The sequence below is a fragment of the Acinetobacter sp. 802_lipA genome, assembly GCF_058242885.1.
The window spans coordinates 3,527,520-3,551,362 of sequence record NZ_JBZAYP010000001.1 but is presented as its reverse complement, the minus strand read 5'-3'; the positions used below and the strand labels follow the sequence as shown (position 1 = coordinate 3,551,362).

At 42.3% G+C, this 23,843-nt stretch carries 18 protein-coding genes; 6 read left to right on the top strand and 12 right to left on the bottom strand.

The window, feature by feature from the left end; all coding sequences use genetic code 11:
• Window positions 1-63: 63 nt before the first annotated feature.
• Window positions 64-2,193, bottom strand: a complete 2,130-nt coding sequence (locus AC4CU3_RS17620) for a TonB-dependent siderophore receptor (protein ID WP_279044913.1) — start codon at window positions 2,191-2,193, stop codon at window positions 64-66.
• 407 nt (window positions 2,194-2,600) lie between these two features.
• Between AC4CU3_RS17620 and AC4CU3_RS17615 the strand changes: the two genes are divergently transcribed.
• A complete protein-coding gene (locus tag AC4CU3_RS17615) occupies window positions 2,601-4,694 on the top strand; it encodes a TonB-dependent siderophore receptor (RefSeq protein WP_279044912.1) in 2,094 nt (697 codons plus the stop codon).
• A gap of 117 nt (window positions 4,695-4,811) precedes the next feature.
• On the opposite strand, the gene AC4CU3_RS17610 is transcribed toward AC4CU3_RS17615, so the two are convergent.
• The 11 genes from AC4CU3_RS17610 to AC4CU3_RS17560 form a co-directional block, all read right to left on the bottom strand.
• A complete protein-coding gene (locus tag AC4CU3_RS17610) occupies window positions 4,812-4,925 on the bottom strand; it encodes a hypothetical protein (RefSeq protein WP_010326689.1) in 114 nt (37 codons plus the stop codon).
• A gap of 204 nt (window positions 4,926-5,129) precedes the next feature.
• On the bottom strand, window positions 5,130-8,276 hold the full coding sequence (locus AC4CU3_RS17605) for an efflux RND transporter permease subunit (protein ID WP_490738445.1): 3,147 nt from the start codon (window positions 8,274-8,276) through the stop codon (window positions 5,130-5,132).
• Window positions 8,266-9,501, bottom strand: coding sequence for an efflux RND transporter periplasmic adaptor subunit (locus tag AC4CU3_RS17600; protein ID WP_279043334.1), 1,236 nt, complete (start codon window positions 9,499-9,501; stop codon window positions 8,266-8,268). The genes AC4CU3_RS17605 and AC4CU3_RS17600 overlap by 11 nt, the downstream gene beginning before the upstream one ends.
• Window position 9,502: 1 nt before the next feature.
• The gene (locus AC4CU3_RS17595) at window positions 9,503-10,825 is read right to left on the bottom strand and encodes a TolC family protein (protein WP_279043332.1); all 1,323 of its coding nucleotides are present in this window, start codon (window positions 10,823-10,825) and stop codon (window positions 9,503-9,505) included.
• 47 nt (window positions 10,826-10,872) lie between these two features.
• A complete protein-coding gene (locus AC4CU3_RS17590) occupies window positions 10,873-11,250 on the bottom strand; it encodes a cation efflux protein, CzcI-like (protein WP_279043330.1) in 378 nt (125 codons plus the stop codon).
• Window positions 11,251-11,355: 105 nt separating this feature from the next.
• Window positions 11,356-12,264: a cation diffusion facilitator family transporter gene (locus tag AC4CU3_RS17585; RefSeq protein ID WP_279043328.1), complete on the bottom strand. Its 909-nt coding sequence runs from the start codon at window positions 12,262-12,264 to the stop codon at window positions 11,356-11,358.
• Window positions 12,265-12,394: 130 nt separating this feature from the next.
• The gene (locus AC4CU3_RS17580) at window positions 12,395-13,231 is read right to left on the bottom strand and encodes an SDR family NAD(P)-dependent oxidoreductase (RefSeq protein WP_279043326.1); all 837 of its coding nucleotides are present in this window, start codon (window positions 13,229-13,231) and stop codon (window positions 12,395-12,397) included.
• Between the two features lie 756 nt (window positions 13,232-13,987).
• Entirely contained in the window at window positions 13,988-14,875 is an 888-nt protein-coding gene (locus tag AC4CU3_RS17575; protein WP_183176021.1) for a DMT family transporter, read from the bottom strand.
• Between the two features lie 239 nt (window positions 14,876-15,114).
• Window positions 15,115-16,392 carry a DcaP family trimeric outer membrane transporter gene (locus AC4CU3_RS17570; RefSeq protein ID WP_279043323.1) on the bottom strand — a complete coding sequence of 426 codons (1,278 nt, stop codon included), beginning with the start codon at window positions 16,390-16,392 and terminating at the stop codon, window positions 15,115-15,117.
• A gap of 240 nt (window positions 16,393-16,632) precedes the next feature.
• Window positions 16,633-18,000 carry an MFS transporter gene (locus AC4CU3_RS17565; protein WP_058869586.1) on the bottom strand — a complete coding sequence of 456 codons (1,368 nt, stop codon included), beginning with the start codon at window positions 17,998-18,000 and terminating at the stop codon, window positions 16,633-16,635.
• Window positions 18,001-18,279: 279 nt separating this feature from the next.
• Window positions 18,280-19,194 carry a LysR family transcriptional regulator gene (locus AC4CU3_RS17560; protein WP_130235429.1) on the bottom strand — a complete coding sequence of 305 codons (915 nt, stop codon included), beginning with the start codon at window positions 19,192-19,194 and terminating at the stop codon, window positions 18,280-18,282.
• A 115-nt stretch (window positions 19,195-19,309) separates the two neighbouring features.
• Between AC4CU3_RS17560 and AC4CU3_RS17555 the strand changes: the two genes are divergently transcribed.
• The 5 genes from AC4CU3_RS17555 (at window position 19,310) to benB (ending at window position 23,788) form a co-directional block, all read left to right on the top strand.
• Complete coding sequence (locus tag AC4CU3_RS17555; RefSeq protein ID WP_279043321.1) at window positions 19,310-20,419, top strand: muconate/chloromuconate family cycloisomerase; 1,110 nt, start codon at window positions 19,310-19,312, stop codon at window positions 20,417-20,419.
• A 29-nt stretch (window positions 20,420-20,448) separates the two neighbouring features.
• Entirely contained in the window at window positions 20,449-20,739 is a 291-nt protein-coding gene (gene catC / locus AC4CU3_RS17550) for a muconolactone Delta-isomerase (RefSeq protein ID WP_005399484.1), read from the top strand.
• Window positions 20,740-20,885: 146 nt separating this feature from the next.
• Window positions 20,886-21,806 carry a catechol 1,2-dioxygenase gene (catA, locus tag AC4CU3_RS17545; protein WP_004979728.1) on the top strand — a complete coding sequence of 307 codons (921 nt, stop codon included), beginning with the start codon at window positions 20,886-20,888 and terminating at the stop codon, window positions 21,804-21,806.
• 78 nt (window positions 21,807-21,884) lie between these two features.
• On the top strand, window positions 21,885-23,282 hold the full coding sequence (gene benA / locus AC4CU3_RS17540; RefSeq protein WP_279043317.1) for a benzoate 1,2-dioxygenase large subunit: 1,398 nt from the start codon (window positions 21,885-21,887) through the stop codon (window positions 23,280-23,282).
• Window positions 23,279-23,788, top strand: coding sequence for a benzoate 1,2-dioxygenase small subunit (gene benB, locus AC4CU3_RS17535; RefSeq protein ID WP_010326678.1), 510 nt, complete (start codon window positions 23,279-23,281; stop codon window positions 23,786-23,788). Before benA ends, benB begins: the two co-directional genes overlap by 4 nt.
• The last annotated feature ends 55 nt before the right edge of the window (window positions 23,789-23,843 follow it).

Sequence of the window (23,843 nt, the reverse complement as noted above, 5' to 3'; positions counted from 1 at the left end):
AATAGGTTTTCCTACGACCCAAAATTGGAGAATTTAGAAAACCTAAAACCTAGCGATTTCTGTCTAGAAGTTCACAGTCCATGAAAATTGTGCTGTACGTGGTGTACCCAGAAATAAATAGTCATCCCCGAAAAAGCTTCCTGCATCTCGCCAGTATTTTTTATTGAACAGGTTGTCCACATTCAGGCGAAGCATATTGTCATAACCATAAGCACGGAAGTTATAAGCTGCACCCGCATCGAATACGGTATAGCCTGAAACTTTAACCGTCCCCGTTTTGTTGGCATATTTACTGCTGCTGTATTGCATACCTGCGAGTAAACGTAAACCTTCTACTTGAGGCATTTGATAAGACACATGACTGGCAAAACGAACCGTCGGTACGTTTTGAGTTTGATGCCCTTTATAAGCATCTACCTGTATATCTTCCAAACGTGAACGAGTCAGAGCCAAAGTCGATGTCATATCTAGATTTTCAGCAACGCGACCTTGCAAGCCCAATTCCAAACCTAGATTATGCTGTTCACCATCGGTGACATAATAATTGTCTAAGTTGGTATATTGATGGTCTTGTGTTAAGTCAAACAAAGCGGCAGTAAACAGTAGCTCTTGCCATTGCTGTTTAAGACCTAACTCATATTGAGTTGAGCGTCTTGGTGCTAAGGTAACATAAGCATTATCTGTATATGCAGGCGCTTGACTGCCGGCGCTGATTCCTTTGGCATAAGAAGCATACAGATGAGTGTTCTGCCAAGGCTGATACATCAACGCGAGCTGTGGCAAGAAGCGATTGAAGTCGGTGTCACGAATACTGTTGCCATCCGCAGCATAGGCACTTTCATTTAAATGTAATAGCCTACCGCCCAGCAAAACTGACCATGCATCATTAAATTCGATTTGATCCAACAGGTTGAGGGCTGTTTGTTGACTATCCAGAGATTTGTAATGATTACCTAAGGGTTTATCCGTAGGCGTATAGGTAATAGGATCATTATAAATATTTCCGGAACCCACTTTTATATTGATTGCATCATACTGGGTATGGCGTTTGTAGGCATGTGACAACTCTAAACTCAGGTTATGTTGCCATGCTCCAGTGTTGAATGCTCCGTTTAAGCCCGTTTTAAATTGATTGGTTAGATGACTGTCATCTGGGCTGCGGAAATCATAAATGTCATAGTTACCATCAGTGTCAAAGGTGTAGGCAAAGGCTGAGTAATCATCTACGACCACACGACTTTGTGAAGCAGACAGATTGCTGCTCCAGTTATCATTGATTTGATAGCTATATTTCAGACTCGTATTTAGACTTTCATTGGTGATTGGTTTGCTCCAGCTTTGATAACCCAGCAAACGATCCCATTCCACTCCTGTCGGTACAGTTTCACCACCAAGTAGCTGATAACCGGGTACCGAACGCTGTTTTTGACGCTGTGATTCAAGATCAAATTCAAGTTTTGAACGATCTGAAATTTTCCAGTCTAAAGCCAAGGAACCAAACCAACGTTTTCCATCGGCATGTTCAACATAGGGGTGAATGTCTTCATAAGCTGCATTCACGCGATAACCAAACTGTTGATTGCCTCCAAACCATCCACCAAGGTCAGTCGCCACACGGCTGCCGCCATGACTGTCTGCTTCAAGGGTTAAAGATTGGACATCTTTGGGGCGTTTGCTCACATAGTTCACTACTCCGCCTGGCGTTGACATCCCACTTTGAATCGCACTCATGCCTTTTAGGATTTCAACTTGCTCTTTATTTTCAAGCGCTACATTTTGCTCACCGCGTAGCAAATTACCGTTCAGTAAATAACTTGATCCCGCATTTAAGTTAAATCCACGCATCACAAAGTTTGCATAGTAACCAATAGGTGCATAGCCATCCCCAACAGACGCATCGTTCTTTACCACATCACCCAGTGTTTTCGCATGTTGATCTGCGATCAGTTCAGCAGTAACGGTGTGAATAGATGCCGGAATGGCTGCAAGGTTTTGCTGACCAAACCCAGACAAATTAACTTTGGGCTGATAATAAGCCAATTGCTCAGTCTGAGCAGTGGTTGTAATGGTTGCGAGTTGTTCCACATCACTCTCTTCTGCCGCATGTACCCATACCGAGTTCAGCCCTAGACATGAAAATGAACCAACCGCCAATAATGCTTTTTGTAAACGAGAAAATGGATACGTTTTCACTGTCGTTGCTAACCCCAAAAGATAAATTTACAGCCTGAATTTTGCGGCATGAGTATTCACAATTTTTGTAGAATGAACAAGCACATTATTCAACATATCTCAGCTTTTTTTAAATTATCTGGTAATAGCTTTGAGTGTGAAGATTTAGAAATTGAGTTTATAGTTTAACCACATGCTTTTAAATTATAACGTTGATCTGCGTTCCATATCTTCAGTCGTATTTGATACAGCATATGGTATTGGGACTTTAGCTGACTTGAAACAGTGTATTGTGGATTGGAACATAAAAGCTTAGGTTGATTTATTTCAATTTTTTAAACCATTTTTCGTTTTTAAAATGATTTTTTAAATACAAATTTATTAAAATGTTATAACATAACAATACGAAATCTAAACTACTCTCCTTCATGATGAATAAATTCTCCATTCTATCTTCTAGTTTATATTTAAGCCTACTGAGTTCTTTCACTTGGGCCGAAACTTCAACAGAAGTACTCCAGACCATCCAATTACAAGCCGAAACTGAGGGGGAAAACCTTCAGCGAAGTACTGCAATGACTAAGTTTTCGCATGACATTTTAGACGTGCCATTTAGTCGAAGTGTGTTATCCAAAGCGTTAATTCAGCAACAAGATGTACAACGTATTGACGATGCACTCACGCAAGTGAGCGGGGTTTATAGTCAAACTAATTATGGTGGCGGCTTTTGGGATAACTTTTCATTTAGAGGTTTTAGTACAGACCCCAATATTGGGGCGCAAATCATAAGAAATGGTCTGAGTGTCAACCGCGGACTCAGTGCTCCGCGAGATATGGTGAATATTGAATCTCTCGACTTTTTAAAAGGCCCAATGGCTGCGCTCTATGGCCGCGGGGAAGCTGGCGGTCTACTGAATATCAACACTAAAAAGCCTGAATGGGAAAGTTCTTCAGAAGTGAATTTACGTGCCAATAGTTTAGAAAAATACCGTGCTAGTTTTGAACATACTGCCCCAATCAGTGATGCTGTGGCTTATCGTATTGCGGTCGCACATGAAGATAACCAAAGTTTTCGTGATCATGTGCAGAGTGAGCGTTGGTTTTTCTCCCCTCAATTCACATGGGAAATTTCAGATTCAACCCAATTAGATTTTGACAGCGAATTTACCCGACAAGATGGAACCTTCGACCGTGGTGTAAGTAGTTATCAAAAACAATTCGTGATGGACCCTAAAACATTTACAGGCGAACCTGATGATGGTGATCATATTCAAAAAGATCATTTCTATCAGCTTCGACTTGCACATCAGTTTAATGATGACTGGAAAATGAATAATGCTCTTAGTGTGAAAGATACTCAGCTCAAAGGCTTTTCCAGTGAATCTCGTCGTATTCAAAGTGATGGACGGACATTAGAGCGCCAGCGTCGCTACCGTGACAATAAAAGTGATGACATTCTCTTTCAAACTGAACTACTTGGGACGATCCAACAAGACTGGGCCCGTCATGAAGTACTTTTGAGCACTGAACTTGGGCAGATGAAGTACCGTCAATTACAACTGCGTCGAAACCACAGCAGTAGCGTGCCAAATAGCATTGATATCTATGATCCTATTTATGGACAATACTTACCCGAGCTGCCACTTTTCATTAACACAGAAGAACAGCAACGCTATTTTGCACTGAATCTACAAGATCAAATTTTCCTCAATGATCAATGGAGTGTGCTGTATGGAGCACGCTTTGATCACGTCACCCAAGACTTTCAAAATAAACTTGCAGGTACATCCAATAAAAAGGATTTACAACAAACTAGTCCACGCTTGGGTTTAAACTACCGACTGAATGATCGTTGGTCATGGTACGCCAACTATGGAGAATCCTTTGCACTCAACAGTGGCATGGACCGAAATGGCGATGTGTTTAACCCTGAAAAAGGCAAAAGCTATGAGATTGGTGGGAAATATCGGATTACCCCGCAGAGTTTGGTGAGTTTAGCCCTCTTTAAAATGGATAAAGAGAATGTCTTAACCACAGATCCAGCAGATAGTAACTATCAAATTACCGCTGGAGAAGTCTCAAGTAAGGGGCTAGAGCTCGATCTAGAAACACAGCTCAATGATCAATTCTCTATACGTGCCAATTATAGCTATACAGATGCTCAAGTGGAAAAAGACCAAAGTCTTACTAAGGGTTCACGACTCAGCAATGTGCCGAAGCACAGCGGCTCTATCAGTAGCAACTATGAATGGACCCTTGCCAATGCAGACAAAGTTGGGCTCGGTGCAACTGCAATCTATGTGGGCAAACGTAGTGGACACAGTACAGATAATGGCTTCAACTTACCTGAGTATACTTTGTTGAATCTAAATGCTTATTATGTGCCAACAGATCAGCTACGCTATCAGTTCAATGTGCACAATCTCTTAGATAAAACGTACTATGTTGCAAGCTATAGCGATATGTGGATTCAACCGGGCGATCCTTTAAATGCATCTGTCTCGGTACAATGGAAGTTTTAAAAGTTTAAAAAACCAGACTTGTCTCGTTAGGAGTTGAGTCTGGTAGTCAGAAAAGTAAGATTCAGATCACTTTTTGAAGTATAAGCTGCCTTAGTTTTCTCTAGCTTTACTATGTACTTACTTCAAAAAGTATTCCCAAATAATAAATCCAAGAAAAAATCCAAGAAACGAATATAAAGTAATGATAAAGAATACAAACCAAGCTCTATTTTTCTTCAGTAAAAAGTTCATTTCCAATACCTCAACGCTCTATCTATATTCATTATTCTAAGGTTTCCTATACGAAAGGACAGATACAGTTCTTTGTGAAAAAAATATAACAGACTATAACAGATTTGCCATTTTAACTCCCCAAAGCGATCAGACTGATATCAAGTAGTATAAAAAAGTATGAGGAGACTATTTTGCCTCCTCATGCTTCAGCAGATTAAAGGATTAAACGTTCGTTTCTTTTTTTGCATTCATCCAACGATACAACACTGGTAATAGCACCAAGGTCAATAACGTCGAAGAAATAATTCCACCAATCACCACGGTCGCTAGTGGACGTTGAACCTCTGCTCCTGTGCCCGTGGCAAGCGCCATTGGGACAAAACCTAAAGACGCTACACAAGCGGTCATTAAAACAGGCCTTAATCGTAAAATCGCTCCCTGCCAAACGGCTTCATGTAAGCGGTATTGCTCTCTTAGCTCTTTAATGAAGGTCAGCATGACCAAACCATTTAAGACGGCAACCCCAGACAAGGCAATGAAACCAATACCCGCCGACATTGACAAAGGAATGTCTCTTAACCACAAGAAAAGCACACCACCAGTTAGAGCAAATGGAACACCCGTGAACACAAGCAAGCTTTCTTTGATGTTATGGAAAACGGCCATCAGCAAAATAAAGATCGTCAATAATGCCAGTGGAATCACAATCTGCATTCGAGCCTGTGCCGAGGCCAGATTTTCAAACTGACCACCATATTCAATCCAGTAACCACTTGGTAGAGGATACTGCTTAAGCTGACTTTGTACTTCTGTGACAAAAGAGCCCAAATCACGCCCTTCCACATTCGCCGTGACAATCACACGACGTTTGCCATTTTCACGGCTGACTTGATTGATGCCATCCATCATTTTTACAGTGGCAATATCGGTGAGTAAAATACTGCCACCATTTGGAAGCTGTATTGGCAGTTGCGCAATCCCATTGACACTACGATCTTGCTCACTGAGCCGAATGACAAAGTCAAAACGGCGGTCGCCCTGTAAAATTTCACCAACATTTTGTCCGCCAATGCTTGCTGACACATGGTCTTGTACGGTTTTGACACTTAGGCCATATTGCGCTGCCAAGCTTTTATCAATTTCCACATTAAGCAAAGGTAAACCCGACGTTTGTTCAACTTTAACGGCGGTACTGCCTGAAACCTGTTGAATCAATTTACTGATTTTTTCAGCTTCCGCATTTAATACTTGCATGTCATCGCCAAAGATTTTGACACCGACATCGCTACGTACACCCGATATTAACTCATTGAAACGCAGTTCAATTGGCTGAGAAAACTCACTGTTGTTACCGGGTAGCGTTGCTAAATAGGCCTGCATACGGCTACGCAGTTCATCGAGTGTTTCTTTTGGATTTGGCCATGCATCACGGGGTTTTAGCATGACGTAACCATCTGAAATATTCGGTGGCATCACATCGGTCGCCACTTCAGCCGTGCCTGTTCGCGCAAAAATAGCCTGTATTTCAGGGAATTTATTCAGAAGTAGCTTTTCTGTATTTTCCTGAATACGAAGTGATTCTTCTAAGCCTGTGCTTGGAGAGCGCAGTTGCTGTACAGCAAAGTCACCTTCACTCAGTTGCGGTGCAAACTCACTGCCGATACGCGTTGCAAGTAATCCTGTCAACATCAACAAGCACAGTGCAAAGGTTAAAACCACCGCTTTATACTGATAGGCACAGTCCAATACCCGTTGATAATGCTCTTTTAACCACAACATCCAACGGCTTTCGGTTTCTTTGATGTCACCTTTAACAAAAAGTGCGACAGCCGCGGGCACGAAGCTGATCGACAAAATAATGGCCGCAACGAGTGCAAGTACAACCGTCAAAGCCATTGGGTGGAACATTTTTGCTTCTACACCCGTCAGTGCAAAGATTGGTAAATACACCACCAAAATAATCAGCTGACCAAAAATGAGTGGGCGACGAGCTTGGCGCGCTGCCAAAAACACTTCTTTAAAGCGTTCCGACTGAGTTAACGGACGTTTGATTAACTGCTGTGCATGTGCTAAACGGCGAATACAGTTTTCAACAATCACCACTGCACCGTCGACAATAATACCGAAATCCAATGCCCCTAAACTCATTAGGTTGGCACTGATGTTCTGCTGTGCCATACCCGTTAAAGTAAATAGCATAGACAGTGGAATCACACAGGCTGTAATTAACGCAGCACGAATATTACCTAAGAATAAAAAGAGGATCACAATCACCAAGATTGCGCCTTCAACCAAGTTCTTTTGCACTGTTTTAATGGCTTTTTCCACCAAAGTCGTGCGGTCATAAACCGTTTCTATTGTGACACCTTGCGGTAAACTGCTTTGCACCTCTTGAATTTTGGCATCTACAGCTTTAGACACCGTTCGGCTGTTTTCCCCCATCATCATCATAGCGATGCCGAGTACAGTTTCTTCGCCGTTATAGGTTGCACCTCCTGTTCGGAGGTCATGGTCAATGGAAACCTGCGCAATATCCGCAACACGGATCGGGCTGCCATTTGGGCTGGCAACTGTTGTATTTTCAATGTCCGCAAGACTGTTGAGTGTCCCTGGAACACGCACTGTAAGCTGCTGACCATTTTCCTCAATATAACCCGCTCCACGGTTTTCATTATTTTCCTGTAACGCTGTTTGTAGTTGGCTTAAGGAAATATTCAACTGTTGCATACGGTTTAAGTCGGGAGCAACCACATAGGTTTTATTAAACCCGCCAATACTGTTGACCTCGGCCACCCCCGCAACACGTTGCAATTGTGGACGAACGATCCAATCTTGGATCTCCCGCAAGTCCATCGCGCTATAAGCGGTACCATCGGCTTTTTTGGCATTCGGTTCGGCTTTAATGACCCATTGATAAATTTCACCTAAACCCGTCGAAAGTGGCGACATGGTTGGAGAAACATCACTGGGTAAATCCGTTTTGGCTTCTTGTACACGCTGATTAATCTGCTGACGTGCCCAATAGATGTCTGTACCATCCTCAAATACAATAGTGACTTGGGACAAACCATAACGTGAAATAGAACGAGTCAGCTGTAAATCTGGAATACCAGCCATTGCAGTTTCAATCGGATAGGTAATCCGCTGCTCAACCTCCAGTGCGGTAAAACCATTGGCTTGGGTATTAATTTGTACTTGCGTATTGGTAATATCGGGCACTGCATCAATCGGCAGTTTTTGATAGCTATAAACTCCGACCGCAATCCATGTACAGACAAAGAGCATGACCCAAATTGCATTTTGAATAGAGAACTGAATAATTCGTTCAAACAAACCCTCAGGCTTGGGTAAATCATGATTAGTGTGCATGATCAGCCTCGCCTTTTTCTAGTTCAGACTTAAGCACAAAGCTGCCTTGACTGACATAGCGCTGTCCTGCTGTTAGGCCTGAAATAACTTCCACCCATTGAGCGTCATTTGAAGCTTGCCCAAGCTCAACGGGCTGCGCTTTCAAATGCACTTGTCCTTTTTGTTCAGCGTCGACCACAAATACCGAAGTTTGACCTTCAATGTTTTGAATAGCACTTTTATGGACGCGAAGTGCTGTTTTTGAACTGGTATTGTCTAAAAAGATATTCACCAAAACATTTGGACGTAGTTCAGCCGCTTGGCTTTTTAATTTAGCACGTACCACCAAGCGTCCTGTTTGTGCATCGGCTTGAGAGGTTAAGCTTTGGATGACGGCTTCATATTTTTGCTCAGAAGCATTCGGCTTAAATGTCAGACTCTGATTGGCTTGTAACTGACCTGAGTACTGAGCAGGCAGATTAAATTCAAGCCATAACTCTTTAAATTGTTCAATCACAAAAAGCTGATCGGCCAATTGTACGTTTTCACCTACCACGATATCTTTTTGGCTAATCACACCTGAAATGGGTGCTTTAATGGCAAAACGACCATTTACCCCACCTGTTGCCCCTAGGGCGTTTAAACGGCTTTGCACCGATTGCACAGTAATCTGCGCTTGTCGATAAGTATTTTCTGCTCGTTGGTAATCTTGCTTGGCAGAAATGCCCTGTGACCATAACTGCTGTTCACGTTGATAATCTTGACGTGCCAAATCCAAACTGGCTTGAGCCATCCGTAAATTGGCCTGGTGATCAATCAGTTCAGGGACAGATAGTACAGCCAAAGTTTGTCCTTTTTGTACGTTTTGACCAAGCTCAACATTCACCTGTTCCACATGCCCACCAAAGTTTGGCGAAATATGTGCTTGCTGATCGGTATTAACCACAAGCTTTCCGGGTAGAACGGTGACTTGAGACACCACACCTAGTTGAGCTGAAGCGATTTGAATGCCTTGCTCTGTCAGTTGCTGTGCCGTCAGTTGAATTTCACCTTCCTCGGCATGTCCTTTTTCTGCCTCGGGTTCATCCGCATGTTCAGATTCTTCATGTTCGGCATGCGCATGCTCATCAGTTGTTTTATCTTTTGAGCTAAACCAGATCCCTAAAGCGATGAGAAATGTAATGAGGAGCAAAAGCCCAATCATCAATGGCTGTGATATTTTTCCAAATTGGTTTTTTAGTTGCATATTATTGTGCTCCGCCAAGGATGAGGTCTTGTATTTGTGCGATTGAATTTTTGCTGATTTGACTATAAGCATCTGAACTACTGATCTGTTCATAGCTGGTACCGAGGCTGAGTGCTTCTGCGCTCAATGCAGTCTGCCAAGCTTGACGTAATAACTGCAACTGCCCAAGGCGTATGCTTTGCAGTTGTGAGTTAGCTTGTTGGATGTCGGTAATGGACAGCTTTCCCGCTTTAAAACCTTGCAGCGTGCGGACTTGCACTTGTTCTGCCAAAGTGGTTTGTTGACTGATCGCACTGAACTGCTGTTTTAGTCCTTTGAGCTCATGCATGGCATTGGCGATATCTAAAATCTGCTGTTTTAACTCGCGCTGTTGCTGCTGATTCAACAAGCTTTGCTGACGCTGGGCCATCGGAATGCTGTATTGCTGACGGTTAAAAATATTCAGCGGAATATCCACGCCGACACCTAATGTGGTATCACTGCTTTCATTCGGTGCTTGGCTCCGTTTCATGCCGACATTTAAGGTCGGATTGGGACGCGCCTGCACTTTTAAACTTTCAATGTTTAAATTGGACTGTTGAATATTCAGGGCATACAGCTTTTCCAACCAACCTTCAGCAATATAACGCTGTACCGTGGCATCGCTTTGATCTGGCCATGGCATTGAGGTGGAATTAAGTTGAATGTCGGCTTTGGTTTCGCCCCAAAGGTTTGAGAGTTGACGCTGTGCTACTTCTTCTGCCAATACCGCTTGTTGGTATAAGCGCTGCATATCCAAACTTTCGATTTGCGCACGTTCATAGTCAACCAAAGCAATACTGCCCGCCTGATAACGTTTTTTGGCACTGTCTAAATTGTTTTGACTCACTTTGAGTTGTGCTGCGTACAGCGATTTTTCAACTTGTGCCAAAGCCAACTGAGACCATGCAAATTTCACCACCAATTGGCTTTGTGCTGTCCACAGTTGTTGCTGTAACTGCCCTTGTTGCTGCGCTGTTTCTGCGAGTTTTTGATTGAGCTTACGCTGTCCAAACACATCTAAGGGCTGACTGATGGCAATACTGTGCTCACGATCAGTATCTGAACCAAAACCATCTTGATTGATATTTAAGCTAGGGTTTTGCCATAAACCACTGTTTTTGATGTTCAGCTCTGAAATACTTTGACGCTGCTGCCCAATGTCATTTTGGTTTTGATAGCGCTCTACTTTTGCTAAAGCTTCATCCAAAGTCTTGATCGGTTCGGCAAAACTCCATTGCATCGCAGCTGTTGTTATGCCTACAGCAAGGGCTTGGCGTATAAACGCCTTAAATTGATTCGACATGTTTTTTCCCACTAATTTTTAGAAGAAGTGGTGGGAAATGTTTTAGGCTACCCCACCATTAGCGGGGAATGTTCAGGAGGAGGATGTTGCCCCAATAAATCAGGGGCTTGATAGGCATTGTGCCAAAAAAATTGTGGCGGTTCTTTTATCTCAAGTGCGAGCGGCAATTGATAGTTTTTTTCTTTCGGAATAATCAAATGTGCCATTGAGGGCAAATGATCTTGATGGTCTTCACCCAATTCAAACGGATCATTTACCGTTTGAGTATGGTTATCAACACTGCTTTGCAGGTGTGCCTTATCATCAGACACACACAAGGTGGTTTGATGGTGGCCAAAATGAAAACTTTGTTGTGTCACGACTTGAGCTTTTTGTTCTTCATGGACGCAAAAAGCTGCCGCCACGTTCCAAAGACTTTGGAACATGAAAAAGCAACTAAGACGCTAAGCCACGTGGTAGAACGCATAATGTCGTACTAAAATAAAGTGACGCTATTGTAAAGCCTAGACTAAGTCTAAGGTCAAGTCTTTTTAATGACTATGTTCATGTTGGTGTGGATGGCATTCATCTTCTTCAATCTGCAAAGTCACTTGCGTAATCCCATGCTCATGCCCCAATAACTCTACAGCTTGGTGGTATAAAGCTCTCTGATCTACATCAGGTGCAATCAAATGCGCTGTTAAATGCACATTTTTAGAGGTAATGGCCCAAACTTTAAGCTGATGAATGCCTTGTACACCATCTAAAGCCAGCAAGTCATTGCGTAAAGATTCGATATCAATTTCACTTGGCACACCTTCAAGCAAAATATTGATACTTTGTTTCAGTAGGACCCAAGTTCGAGGTAAGACCCAAAAGCCGATCAACACAGCAATAACGGTATCTACCCACATCCAACCTGTGAAATAAATCACCAGTGCGCCAATGATCACACCCACAGAGCCCAAGGCATCACTGAGCACCTCAAGATAAGCCCCTTTCACATTTAAGCTGTCTTGACTGCTCGACACCAAAATTTTCATTGAAATTAGGTTGATGATTAAACCCAAAGCCGCGACAACCAACATCCCCAAGCTTTGAATCTCGGGTGGCTGACTAAAACGCTGGTAGGCTTCATATAAAATGTAAATGGCTACCACAAACAACATCATGGCATTAAACAAAGCTGCCAAAATTTCAAACCGTTGATAGCCAAAAGTACGTTTATCGTCGGCAGGTTTTTGCCCAATTTTGATGGCTGCTAAAGCAATCGCTAAAGCAGCGGCATCGGTAAACATATGTGCTGCATCGGACAATAAAGCCAAACTTTGCGTGATAAATCCTGCAACCACTTCCACAATTAAGAAGGTAAACGTCAGAGCAAGTGCAATGGTTAATTTCTTGGCATTTTTTGCAGTCACTTCAACATGACTGTGATCATGGTTATGAGAACCACTCATGTAGGACTCCTTATCATTTTATTTAACGGAATGCTTCACCATTGAAATCGAAGCTTTTTTTAATTTAAAAATTACTCGATTTAGCATACTCGGTTAAAACAATAAAATCATCTTTCATGTGAATACGTCTTTATTTACGGCGTTTTTTACCTGTCAAGAAGTTCATGGCCTGCGTATAGCCTGTTGGTGTAATACGCTGTACCAGATCGATAATTTTGGCATCTGTTCCAATTAAGACTCGGCGCTGGTCTTTTTTTACAGCCTTTAAAATGGCCTGTGCTGCCACATCTGGCGGAGTTTTAAGCATTTTATTGAAAGAACGGCTGGCACGCTCAGGGTTCATACCTAATGCACGAATACTGTCACTCATTCGTGCACTATTGGCGATATTGGTACGTATCCCACCCGGATGAACACAAGTTGCACTGACGCCACAGTCTTGCAAATCTAACTCTTGACGTAGTGCCTCGGTAAAACCACGGACAGCAAACTTTGTCGCATTATAGGCACTTTGAGTAGGCTGAGCAGTGAGCCCAAATAAACTTGAAATATTCACAATATGCCCAGAGCCACTTTGTTTTAAGTAGGGTAAAAAAGCTTTGGTTCCATACACCACACCCCAAAAGTTGATGTTGAAAATCCACTCGGCATCTTCATAGCTCAAGCCTTCAACAGTACTCGCTAACGCGATCCCTGCATTATTAAAAACTAAATTGACCTGCCCAAAATCCTGCTCACACTGCTTTGCCCAATCCTCTACTGCCTTACGGTCTGAAACATCTAGTTTTGTGAGCGTGACTGAAACAGGATAATCTTTGACGTGGTTTAAGGTTTCCGCCAAACCTTGTTCATTGACATCACTGAGTGCTAAATGTGCACCTTGCTTTGCCAGTTGAATCGCTAACTGCTGCCCAATGCCTGAACCTGCGCCTGTGATCGCAGCCACCTTATTCTCAAAATTTTTCATAATGCTCTCTAAATATCGTTTTAAACTTAAATGTCATGCTGAAGGTTCAAGTACTTTGGTTCTACGCAGACAAGGTCTATTTTAGTTAATGTACAAAAATTATAGGCATGAACGAAATGATCATTTCTAATGATTCAGTATGTATAAAATTCATGAGTGGTATTTTAAATATAAGATCATTTTTAATTTTCTTGTATTTTCAAGTGATAGGACTCTGAAAACAAGTTACTGATATCTACATAGTGTGTCACATAGGCTTTAGACTATAACAGCCCTGAGCAATTCTGCTTCATCTGTTATATTTTTTTAATCTTGTTTTTGTACCTGTTTCATCAGTCTTTTGATTTGCATAATGTACTCATCACCTCAGTTGAGTGCAGTAACCATGAAAGATCTAGACTCAAAAAAACCAGCAAAATATGCAGATAGTTCAATTTCAGATAAAGCATTTAAAAACATGATTATCTGGTTCGCGATTTACTGTGGGCTTTTTTGTATAGGTGTTATTTTCTTTGTCGGTGCAGATCAAAACTACCTTCTTCAGTAAAAATCTGAAGCTTGTTGCACTAATATCAACATCTAAATTTTGGCTACAGAATTAAATCTCACGAGAAAAACACACTTTAGAGATTAAACCTAGACATGGGTTTAGTCTCTATTTTTTGAGTTGAAGACTAGTAAAACGGCAGTTAAATTATATTTTGAATGGCTAATGTCATTACAAAAGAATGACATTAGCTATGTGAAGATCAGACTTCAAGCCCAAATCACTAAAAACGCTGCAATCACCACCAATACAATACCGAGATGTTCAGCACGTGCCAGCTTTTCTTTAAAGAAGTAGGCTGAAATTAACATACTAAAAATAATCTCAACCTGCCCCAAAGTTTTTACAATGGGCACGGACTGCATACTCATGGCACTAAACCAACCCAGTGACGCCAAAAAACTACAGAGGCTGACACGAAATGTAAGTCCAATACGCTGCCACATGGCCCATAATGTTGCACGGCGAAATATTCCCAAATACATTAAAAGTAAACAGCACTGTGTCGCAATCACCATTAAAAGCACCCAAGCTGCGCGGTGAATAAACGGTAAATTTGTTAGTTCTAAACTGGCCTCACGTACCAAGAGCGAGGTAATGGCAAAACATAAACCACTACCGATACCTATACATAAGGTTGGTACGGAAAAATCAGAAAAGTCCCGCCCTTTAGACATTAAAAATACTGCGAAGCCTCCGACAGCAACCCCGAACCAGCCTAAAAGGCTTAAATGATCGGATAAAAAGACCACGGCGATAATCGCGGCAAGTACTGCCTCACTTTTAGCAAGCCCCACTCCAATCGCATAATTTTTTTGCTTAAAAAGCTGAACCATCAAGGCTGTTGCGGCAATTTGGCTCAACGCCGCAATAAGCACATAAATAGCAAAATGGAGATTGAAATGGACGGACTCTATTACAGGTTGGAAATGGTAAAGACAATTGATGTAGATCAGTGCTAAAGGTAGAGCAAAGATGAACCGTGCTAGAGTCACTCCATAAACATCAACAGTTGTACTGAGTTGCTTTTGAAAAGCGTTGCGCCAAGCCTGCATAAAAGCGGCCATAAGCGTAAAAAGAATCCATGTTATTGTCATCAAGTACTCTATATACAGTTACTTACCTCACCTAATGTAACCCGTTGATGACAACACATGTGCTTTATTTTCATGACTTATTCTTATGTGACAAATAACTTAAGTTCTGATGAAACTTCGACTATTGCATTACATGTGCAACATCTTTTCAAAACTGAGTATCGAGTAAATTAAACGGCAATACATAAAAAGCCGAAGGAGTTATCCTTCGGCTTCTATGTGAAATTTCACTTCAAGTATTAGAAGTTATAAATCGCAACCAAGTTCACACGGTTGTCTTGACCTTTTTTACTACCATTTGCCGCAGGTGCAAACGCTTCACGCTCACCGTAGACATACTCTACGCCAAGGCTAACAGGCTGAACTGGGCTATAGAATAAATTACCCCATGCTTGCCATAAGTTTTTATTGATTTTGGTATCATCAGCTACAGCATCAAGGTAGTCCTGATTTTTATCAAAAGTCATATAACCATAAGCCAAAGTACCACGTAATTTGTCATTAAACTTCTGTGTTAAACCGACAGTAATTGAGTCAAACTCACTTTGTTCAATACTTGTGCCTGTTGCAACTACGCCAGGGTTAGTAAAGGATACAAAGCTGCTATCACCTTTGACATGGTAGTAGTCGGCTTTTACAGAAGTTACTGGGGTGATATCAAATTTGGCACCAACGCCTACGCCATACGCCCACTCTTCTTGATTTTGAATGCGTTTTTCATGTGCCATTGCACGCCCACTGACTGAAAGTGCATCATTGAACTTATGATTCAGTCGTCCTGTAAATGCAGGCATACGTTGGCTCATGCTGGCATCTTTCGGGTCTTCCACTGCCGCGACTAAGTTAGTATTTGGCGTGAATTTATGGGTATAACGCACTTGAGGAGTACGTTTAATTGAAGCACCCACATAAGCCAAAGCATCAATCGTTTCAGGGATGTAGTCTGGTGTGGCAAAGTTTGACCACGTTTGACCAATTAACCAGTTACCATAGTTTAAATACGCATGACGAATACGTAAATTATCAAGGTTTGCACCGCCTAAAAAGTCGACCTCAATTTTTGCATTTAAGTTCTGATCGGCTATTGGCGCTTTAAAGTCCAAACCTAATCGCGTTGCTGAAAGGGTTGATCTTAAACGATCGCTATTTTCAGCATTTCCTTCTAAAGGCACGCTATTGATTTGGTTATAGGGCATATCACGAGCGCCACCTTCAGCTTGATACGATACGTCCATTCGAACATTACCGTATAAGTTGAACTCTGCCCCACCTTTGGTCAAACCTAAACCCGTTTTTTCAACCGTTTTTGGCGTCGTCAACACTTGACGTTCAACAGCGCTCAATTGAACAGCTTGCTGCTGTTGTTGCTGCGTATTCTGTTGAAGCATTTGTTTTAACGCATTAATTTCATTTCTAAGTTGCTCAATCTCTGCCGTCGTATTGGTTTGTGCATGTAATGCTGCACTACTTAACATGGATAAAGTAACAACTAAAACGTTCTTCTTAAATTGTTTCATTTAACACGGGTCCTGTGTATTTAAGTCTGTCCTGACTTTTACTCTTTAATATTTAGCTCTCTTTTTCATCGCTGTTTTCTAACGCAATGCATTTCTTTTAATACTTTAAAATGAAACTTTTTATCGCATTAAAAATCGCGTTAAAAAACAACTTATAAAAAGCAAATTGATTTTAACAGTTCATACAGTTTTTGAAATGAGCCTACTACTAATGCACTAGACTCATGGGTTCAGTATTATTTAATTGGCTGTGGATTTAACTGCATCAAACACTTGTTTTGATTTGGTTTTTTCACCGTCTACAGACACTTTTAAGTTGACCATAAACACGGCCAAAGCCGCAATCACACCAGGTATCGCAATCACGAGAAAATTCATTTGATGTGGCAACTCAAAAGTTAACAATGCACCTGTCAGTACAGGCCCAACAATTGCGCCAATGCGTCCTATGCCTGAAGCCCAGCCCATACCTGTAGAGCGTACTGCAGTTGGATAGAACTGTGCGACAAAGGTATACAGTAGAATTTGTGAGCCAATAGTTGCTGCGCCTGCAATCGCAATTAAACCGTACAGCACCATTTGTGGACTGTTGAAACCGAGTAGAATCAGTGCAATAGCACCCACGGTGAACATGGTTGTCAAAACTGGTTTTAAGTGGAAACGGTCTGCGAGCGCACCACCGCCAATCGCTCCAACCATACCGCCAATATTTAAAGCAAATAAGAAAATCATACTTGCACCAAGCGAATAGCCTGCTTGAATCATTAGTTTTGGTAACCAGCTTCCAAGCGCATAGACCATGAGTAAGCACATAAAGAATGCCACCCAAAACATCATGGTGCTAAAGGTACGGCCTTGTTGGAACAATGCCTTTAATGGAGCGTCATCACCAGCAACAGGTTCGTTGAGCTTAAATGTCGTTTCTGGCTGAATCGCTTGCTCCGGTGCAATTTTTTGCACAATTTCACGGACTTTTTCAGTTTCACCCTTTTTAGTCAGGAACATTAAAGACTCAGGTAGAAACTTCCAAAGAATCGGCAAAGCCAAAAATGGAATGATGGCGATATAGAACATGATTTTCCAACCATAGTCTGTTACCAACCATGCACCCAGTAAAGCTGAGGTCATGCCGCCAATAGCATAGCCACTGAACATAACCGCAACGAGTGTGCTACGAATACGCTTCGGAGCATATTCAGTCATGAGTGCGACCACGTTTGGCATCACCCCACCAATGCCAAGTCCCGCAAGAAAACGTAAAATACCAAACTCAATAGGATTACTTGCAAATGCGCCTAGAAAGGTGAAGCCACTAAAAATAGCCACACAAATCATAATGGTCTTTTTACGGCCCAATTTGTCAGACAACGTACCAAAGCTCATTGCACCGAACATCATGCCAAACAATGCGGTACTCGCAAGTAAGCCTGCTTGTACTGCACTGAGTCCCCACTCTTGCATCAGAAGTGGCAGTGCCACGCCATAGATGACTAAATCATAACCGTCAAAAATAATAATCAGTAGACACCAAATGAGTACACTCCAATGAAAGGGCGTAAATTTGGCTTCATCGACCACCGTGTTGATGTTAACTGGATTTGTATTCACTTTAAGCCTCCTGCTTGCGAATGTTTGTTGCTGTGCACATTGCAGCAAAAGTAGCTTTCTTGTCCAAAACCGAATAACTCTATATTTATACCTTTAAGGTCGGTTAAGGTTTTTTTTGTTTTAAATAAATAGCTTATATAACCCATGATTTCAGTGAGAGACAGAAAATAAGCAAAACCAAGCGATTATGACTATAAAAAAGCCATCCCCAAGGATGGCTGAAATGGTTCGTTTTAAAATGCAGACTTTAAAAGTAAAGTGGAATTTAAACCTCCAAGTTTAGATAAATGCACGGTCATATTTGATCGCTTCAAGGTCATAGACCTGATAAATACAATCAAATAACGAACGAATATCTTCGCTTTCATCCATGGAACGAATCGCCAGAAAAATGGGGCTAGTCGCTGCATCATCTAAGATTGGAATATAGTTCAAATGCGGCAGTTGAATAGTTCGTGCACTTTCTGGAACCACACAAATTCCTTCTCCAGCGGCAACTAACCCCAGTGCCAACTGTATTTCACGAACTTCTTTTAAATGTTTAGGTTCCAGCCCGTATTCTGAAAACAACCCTTGGACTTGGGTAGAAAAGTTTGGCTTGGGATGACTTGGATAAAGAAATAAGTTTTGATCGACCAAATCCGACAGGTAAATGCCTTGTTTTTGCGCCGTCAAAGGATGACTAGAATGTGCCGCTAACATCAACGGTTCTTCACGCAGTAAAACCCGACGCACAGCAGGATCTGAAATACGTAAGCGTCCAAAACCAACATCAATCCGTCCTTCTTTTAAGGCTTGAATTTGGTCTTTGGTACTCATTTCGATCAATTCGATTTTTAAATGTGGCTGCTGTTGGCGAAATAAATACACAATTTTAGGCAATAAACCATATAACAACGATCCCACAAAGCCCATGGTCACCGTTTTTTCAACCAAGCCTACACGCTGTGTCATGGCTTTGACTTCTTCGGCATTAGACAAAAGTTTAACAGCATGTTGATAGAAGAATTGTCCTGCTTCCGTGGTCTTGAGTGGGCGGCTGCCACGTTCAAATAATTGCACCCCCAATTCAGCCTCTAGATTTTGTATCTGGCGGCTTAAAGGAGGCTGTGCAATGAATAATTTTTCAGCAGCTTTGGTAAAACTCTGCTCTTCTACAACAGCTACGTAGTAGCGGAGGTGTCTCAATTCCATGACTATTTATACCTTTAAGATATATTAAAATGCTAATTTGATCTTCGACAGTTCATATTTATTCTTTTAAGGTATATCAAATCAGGTACACAACGCAAGGCTGCGCAGAGTTAAGATGTATAAATCTATAGAAACCTTACTCGTCGAAATCCCCACTATTCGCCCACACAAAATGGCGGTAGCGACTATGCAAACGCAAACGCTTGTCTTGGTGAAAATCAGTACTGAAGATGGCTTTGTCGGTTGGGGTGAAGCGACAACAATTGGCGGACTGGGCTACGGTGAAGAAAGCCCAGAAAGTATTAAGACCAATATTGAAACTTATTTTGCACCTTTATTGAAGTCCCTTAAAGCTCAAAACATCGCACAAACTATGCGTGCTTTGAAAAAGAATATTAATGGTAACCGTTTTGCCAAATGTGCAATTCAAACGGCTCTACTCGACATCCAAGCGCAACGTTTAGATTTACCCCTTTCTGAAGTATTGGGCGGCCGTTTACGTGACAGCTTACCTGTACTTTGGGTGTTGGCATCTGGCGACACTGAAAAAGATATTGCTGAAGGCCGAAAAATGATTGAGGCAAGACGCCACAATATTTTCAAACTTAAAATCGGTTCACGCCGTGTAGAAGAAGATGTTGAACATGTTCTTGCGATTAAACAAGCACTGGGTTTAGACATTTCTATCCGTGTCGATGTGAACCGTGCATGGTCTGAGCTAGATGCGATTAAGGGTATTCAACTCCTACAAAATGGTGGTGTTGACCTGATTGAACAACCCTGTGCAATCGACAATATTGATGCGATGCAGCGTTTAACACGACGTTTTGATCTTGCCATCATGGCGGATGAATCGCTCATGGGACCAAGCTCAGCCTACCGTTTAGCCAAAACCAATGCGGCCTCTGTTTTTGCAGTGAAAGTGGCTCAGTCTGGTGGATTAATTGAAGGTCATGAAGTGGCGAAGATTGCCAACTTAGCCGGTATAGATTTGTATGGCGGAACCATGCTTGAAGGTGCAGTCGGCACGATTGCTTCGGCACATTTGTTCTCGACCTTTGAAAATTTAGCTTATGGCACCGAGCTATTCGGCCCACTGCTGTTAACCCAAGATATTTTAAAAACCCCACTTCAATACACTGACTTCGCTTTGCATTTACCCCAAGGCAAAGGACTCGGTATTGAATTGGATGAAAGCAAGATTGATCAGCTACGCCGCGCTTAAGCGACGTCTTAACCGTTTAGGAGTTATACATGCTTTTTCACGTACGTATGGATGTAAACATTCCACTGGATATGCCTGCTGAAACTGCCAGTGAAATTAAAGCAGTCGAAAAAGCATATTCGCAAGAGCTACAAGCTCAAGGCAAATGGCGACATATTTGGCGTATTACAGGTCAGTACTCAAACATCAGCATTTTTGATGTAGACAGCAATGAAGAGCTACACAACATTTTGCAAGGTTTACCCCTGTACCCGTATATGAATATTGAAGTGATGCCTTTAAACCGACATCCATCGTCTATTCGCGAAGATGATCGTTAATTAAATGGTCGAATAGAAACAGCTGAATCACTGACATCTAATCTACGATCCAGTGAAGGATATTAACAAGGAACGTGGCAGCTAAGCTTTTCAACCTATTCATAAAGCTAGCCACCACACAGCAAACATACTTAAGGAGCAATAGTATGAATCGTCAACAGATTGATGCATTAGTCAAAACAATGAATGTGGATACAGCAACCGGTTCTGTAGACGCACGTACTCAACAAATTGTGGTTCGCCTATTGGGTGACTTATTCCAAGCGATTGAAGACTTAGATTTGAGCCAAACTGAAGTTTGGAAAGGTCTTGAATACTTTACGGATGCAGGTCAAGCCAATGAACTTGGTTTACTTGCGGCTGGTCTTGGTCTTGAGCATTACCTCGACTTACGTGCAGACGAAGCCGATGCCAAAGCAGGCATTACAGGCGGAACGCCACGTACCATCGAGGGTCCTTTATACGTAGCTGGTGCACCTGAATCGGTTGGTTTTGCACGTATGGACGATGGTTCTGAAGAAGGCAAAATTCCGACTTTAATTATTGAAGGGACAGTGACTGACACTGATGGTCAGATTATTGAAGGTGCAAAAGTTGAAGTGTGGCATGCCAATAGCTTAGGCAACTACTCTTTCTTCGATAAGTCACAATCAGACTTCAATCTACGTCGTTCAATCATGAGTGACCAAGATGGTAAATACGTTGCTCTCACCACGATGCCTGTTGGTTATGGTTGCCCACCAGAAGGGACAACTCAATTTGTATTGAACAAGTTAGGCCGTCACGGTAACCGCCCTTCGCACGTACATTACTTCGTATCTGCGCCAGGCTACCGTAAGTTAACCACCCAATTCAACATTGAGGGTGACCAATACCTGTGGGATGACTTTGCATTTGCAACACGTGAAGGCTTGGTGGCTACCGCTGTCGATATTACCGATGAAGCTGAAATTGCACGCCGCGGTTTAACAGGTCCATTCAAACACATTCAATTCAATGTTGAACTGGTGAAAGATCAAGCGGCTGCACCATCAACTGAAGTTGAACGTCGTCGCGCTAGCGCTTAATTACCCTTGGAACCGAAATAGCCACTGCAAAGTCGCATTTCGGGGACTTCCTCACTTTTGGAAAGTCGGAGAACGGACATGCCACGTATCCCAGTTATTAATACTAGCCATCTCGATCGTATCGACGAATTACTTGTCGACAACTTTGAAACAGGCGAATTCAAACTTCATCGTTCAGTGTTTACTGATCAAGCCCTTTTTGACCTAGAAATGAAGTATATCTTCGAGGGTAACTGGGTTTACTTGGCACACGAAAGCCAAATTCCAAATAACAATGACTATTACACGACGTATATTGGCCGTCAGCCTATTCTGATTGCACGTAACCGTAATGGTGAACTCAATGCCATGATCAATGCCTGTTCACACCGTGGTGCACAGCTTTGTCGTAATAAACGTGGCAACAAAGCAACCTATACATGTCCTTTCCACGGTTGGACATTTAACAACTCTGGCAAACTTTTAAAAGTTAAAGATCCAGCAGATGCAGGTTATTCAGACTGTTTTAACCATGAGGGTTCACATGATCTGAAAAAAGTTGCACGTTTTGGCAACTATAAAGGTTTCTTGTTTGGTAGCTTAAATCCGGATGTTCCCTCTTTAGAGGAATACTTAGGCGAAACCAGCAAAATCATTGACATGATTGTGGATCAGTCTGAACAAGGTCTTGAAGTTTTACGTGGCGCGTCTACCTACACTTATGAAGGCAACTGGAAACTCACTGCAGAAAATGGCGCAGATGGCTATCACGTTTCTGCGGTGCACTGGAACTATGCAGCGACCACTCAACAACGTAAAGAAAAACAAGCGGGTGACAACATCCGTGCCATGAGCGCAGGCGCTTGGGGCAAACAAGGCGGTGGTTCATACGGTTTTGACAATGGTCACATGCTGCTTTGGACACAGTGGGCAAATCCAGAAGACCGCCCAAACTTCCCGAAAGCCGACGAATACTCTGAAAAATTTGGCGAAGCAATGTCGAAGTGGATGATTGAGCGCTCACGCAACCTTTGTCTTTATCCAAATGTCTATTTGATGGATCAATTCGGTTCACAAATTCGCGTACTTCGCCCAATTTCAGTCAATAAAACTGAAGTCACGATTTACTGTATTGCCCCTGTAGGCGAAAACGCGGAAGCACGTACGCGTCGTATTCGCCAGTACGAAGACTTCTTCAATGCCTCAGGCATGGCAACACCGGATGATTTAGAAGAATTCCGTGCATGCCAAGCGGGCTACGCAGGCATTGAACTGGAATGGAATGATATGTGCCGCGGTTCAAAGCATTGGATTCATGGCCCAGATGATGCTGCCAATGAAATTGGTCTAAAACCAAAACTTTCAGGTATCAAAACTGAGGATGAAGGGCTCTACCTTGCCCAGCACCAACACTGGTTAGACATGATGAAAATTGCAATTGCCAATGAAAAAGCACTGGCTGTTGAAACTGCAAATGAACAAGGAGAAGTTGCATGAATGCTCCTACAACACTCAACACCGTTAGCATCGAACAAGTCAGTCAGTTTCTGTATCAAGAAGCGCGCTTTTTAGATGATGAGCAATGGGACGATTGGCTTGCATGTTATGCCCCTTCAGCATCGTTTTGGATGCCTGCATGGGATGACGACGATACCCTGACGACAGATCCGCAGTCTGAAATTTCACTGATTTACTACCCAGACCGCCAAGGTTTAGAAGACCGTGTATTTCGCATTAAAACTGAACGCTCTTCTGCGACCATGCCAGACACACGTACTTGCCACAATGTGAACAATATCGAAGTGATTGAGCGTGATGGCGACAAAGTTACCGTCCGTTTTAACTGGAATACGCTGAGCTTTCGCTACAAAACCAGTTATAGCTACTTTGGTATGTCACGTTATGAAATCGATTTTTCAGGTGAAAAACCACAAATTTTAAGTAAATACGTGGTACTGAAAAACGATTACATCAACCAAGTGATTGATGTTTATCACCTCTAAGTTTTAGCCACACATCCTTAGTATGCTTTCAGCCAAATGGAGTTTTGGCTGAAAG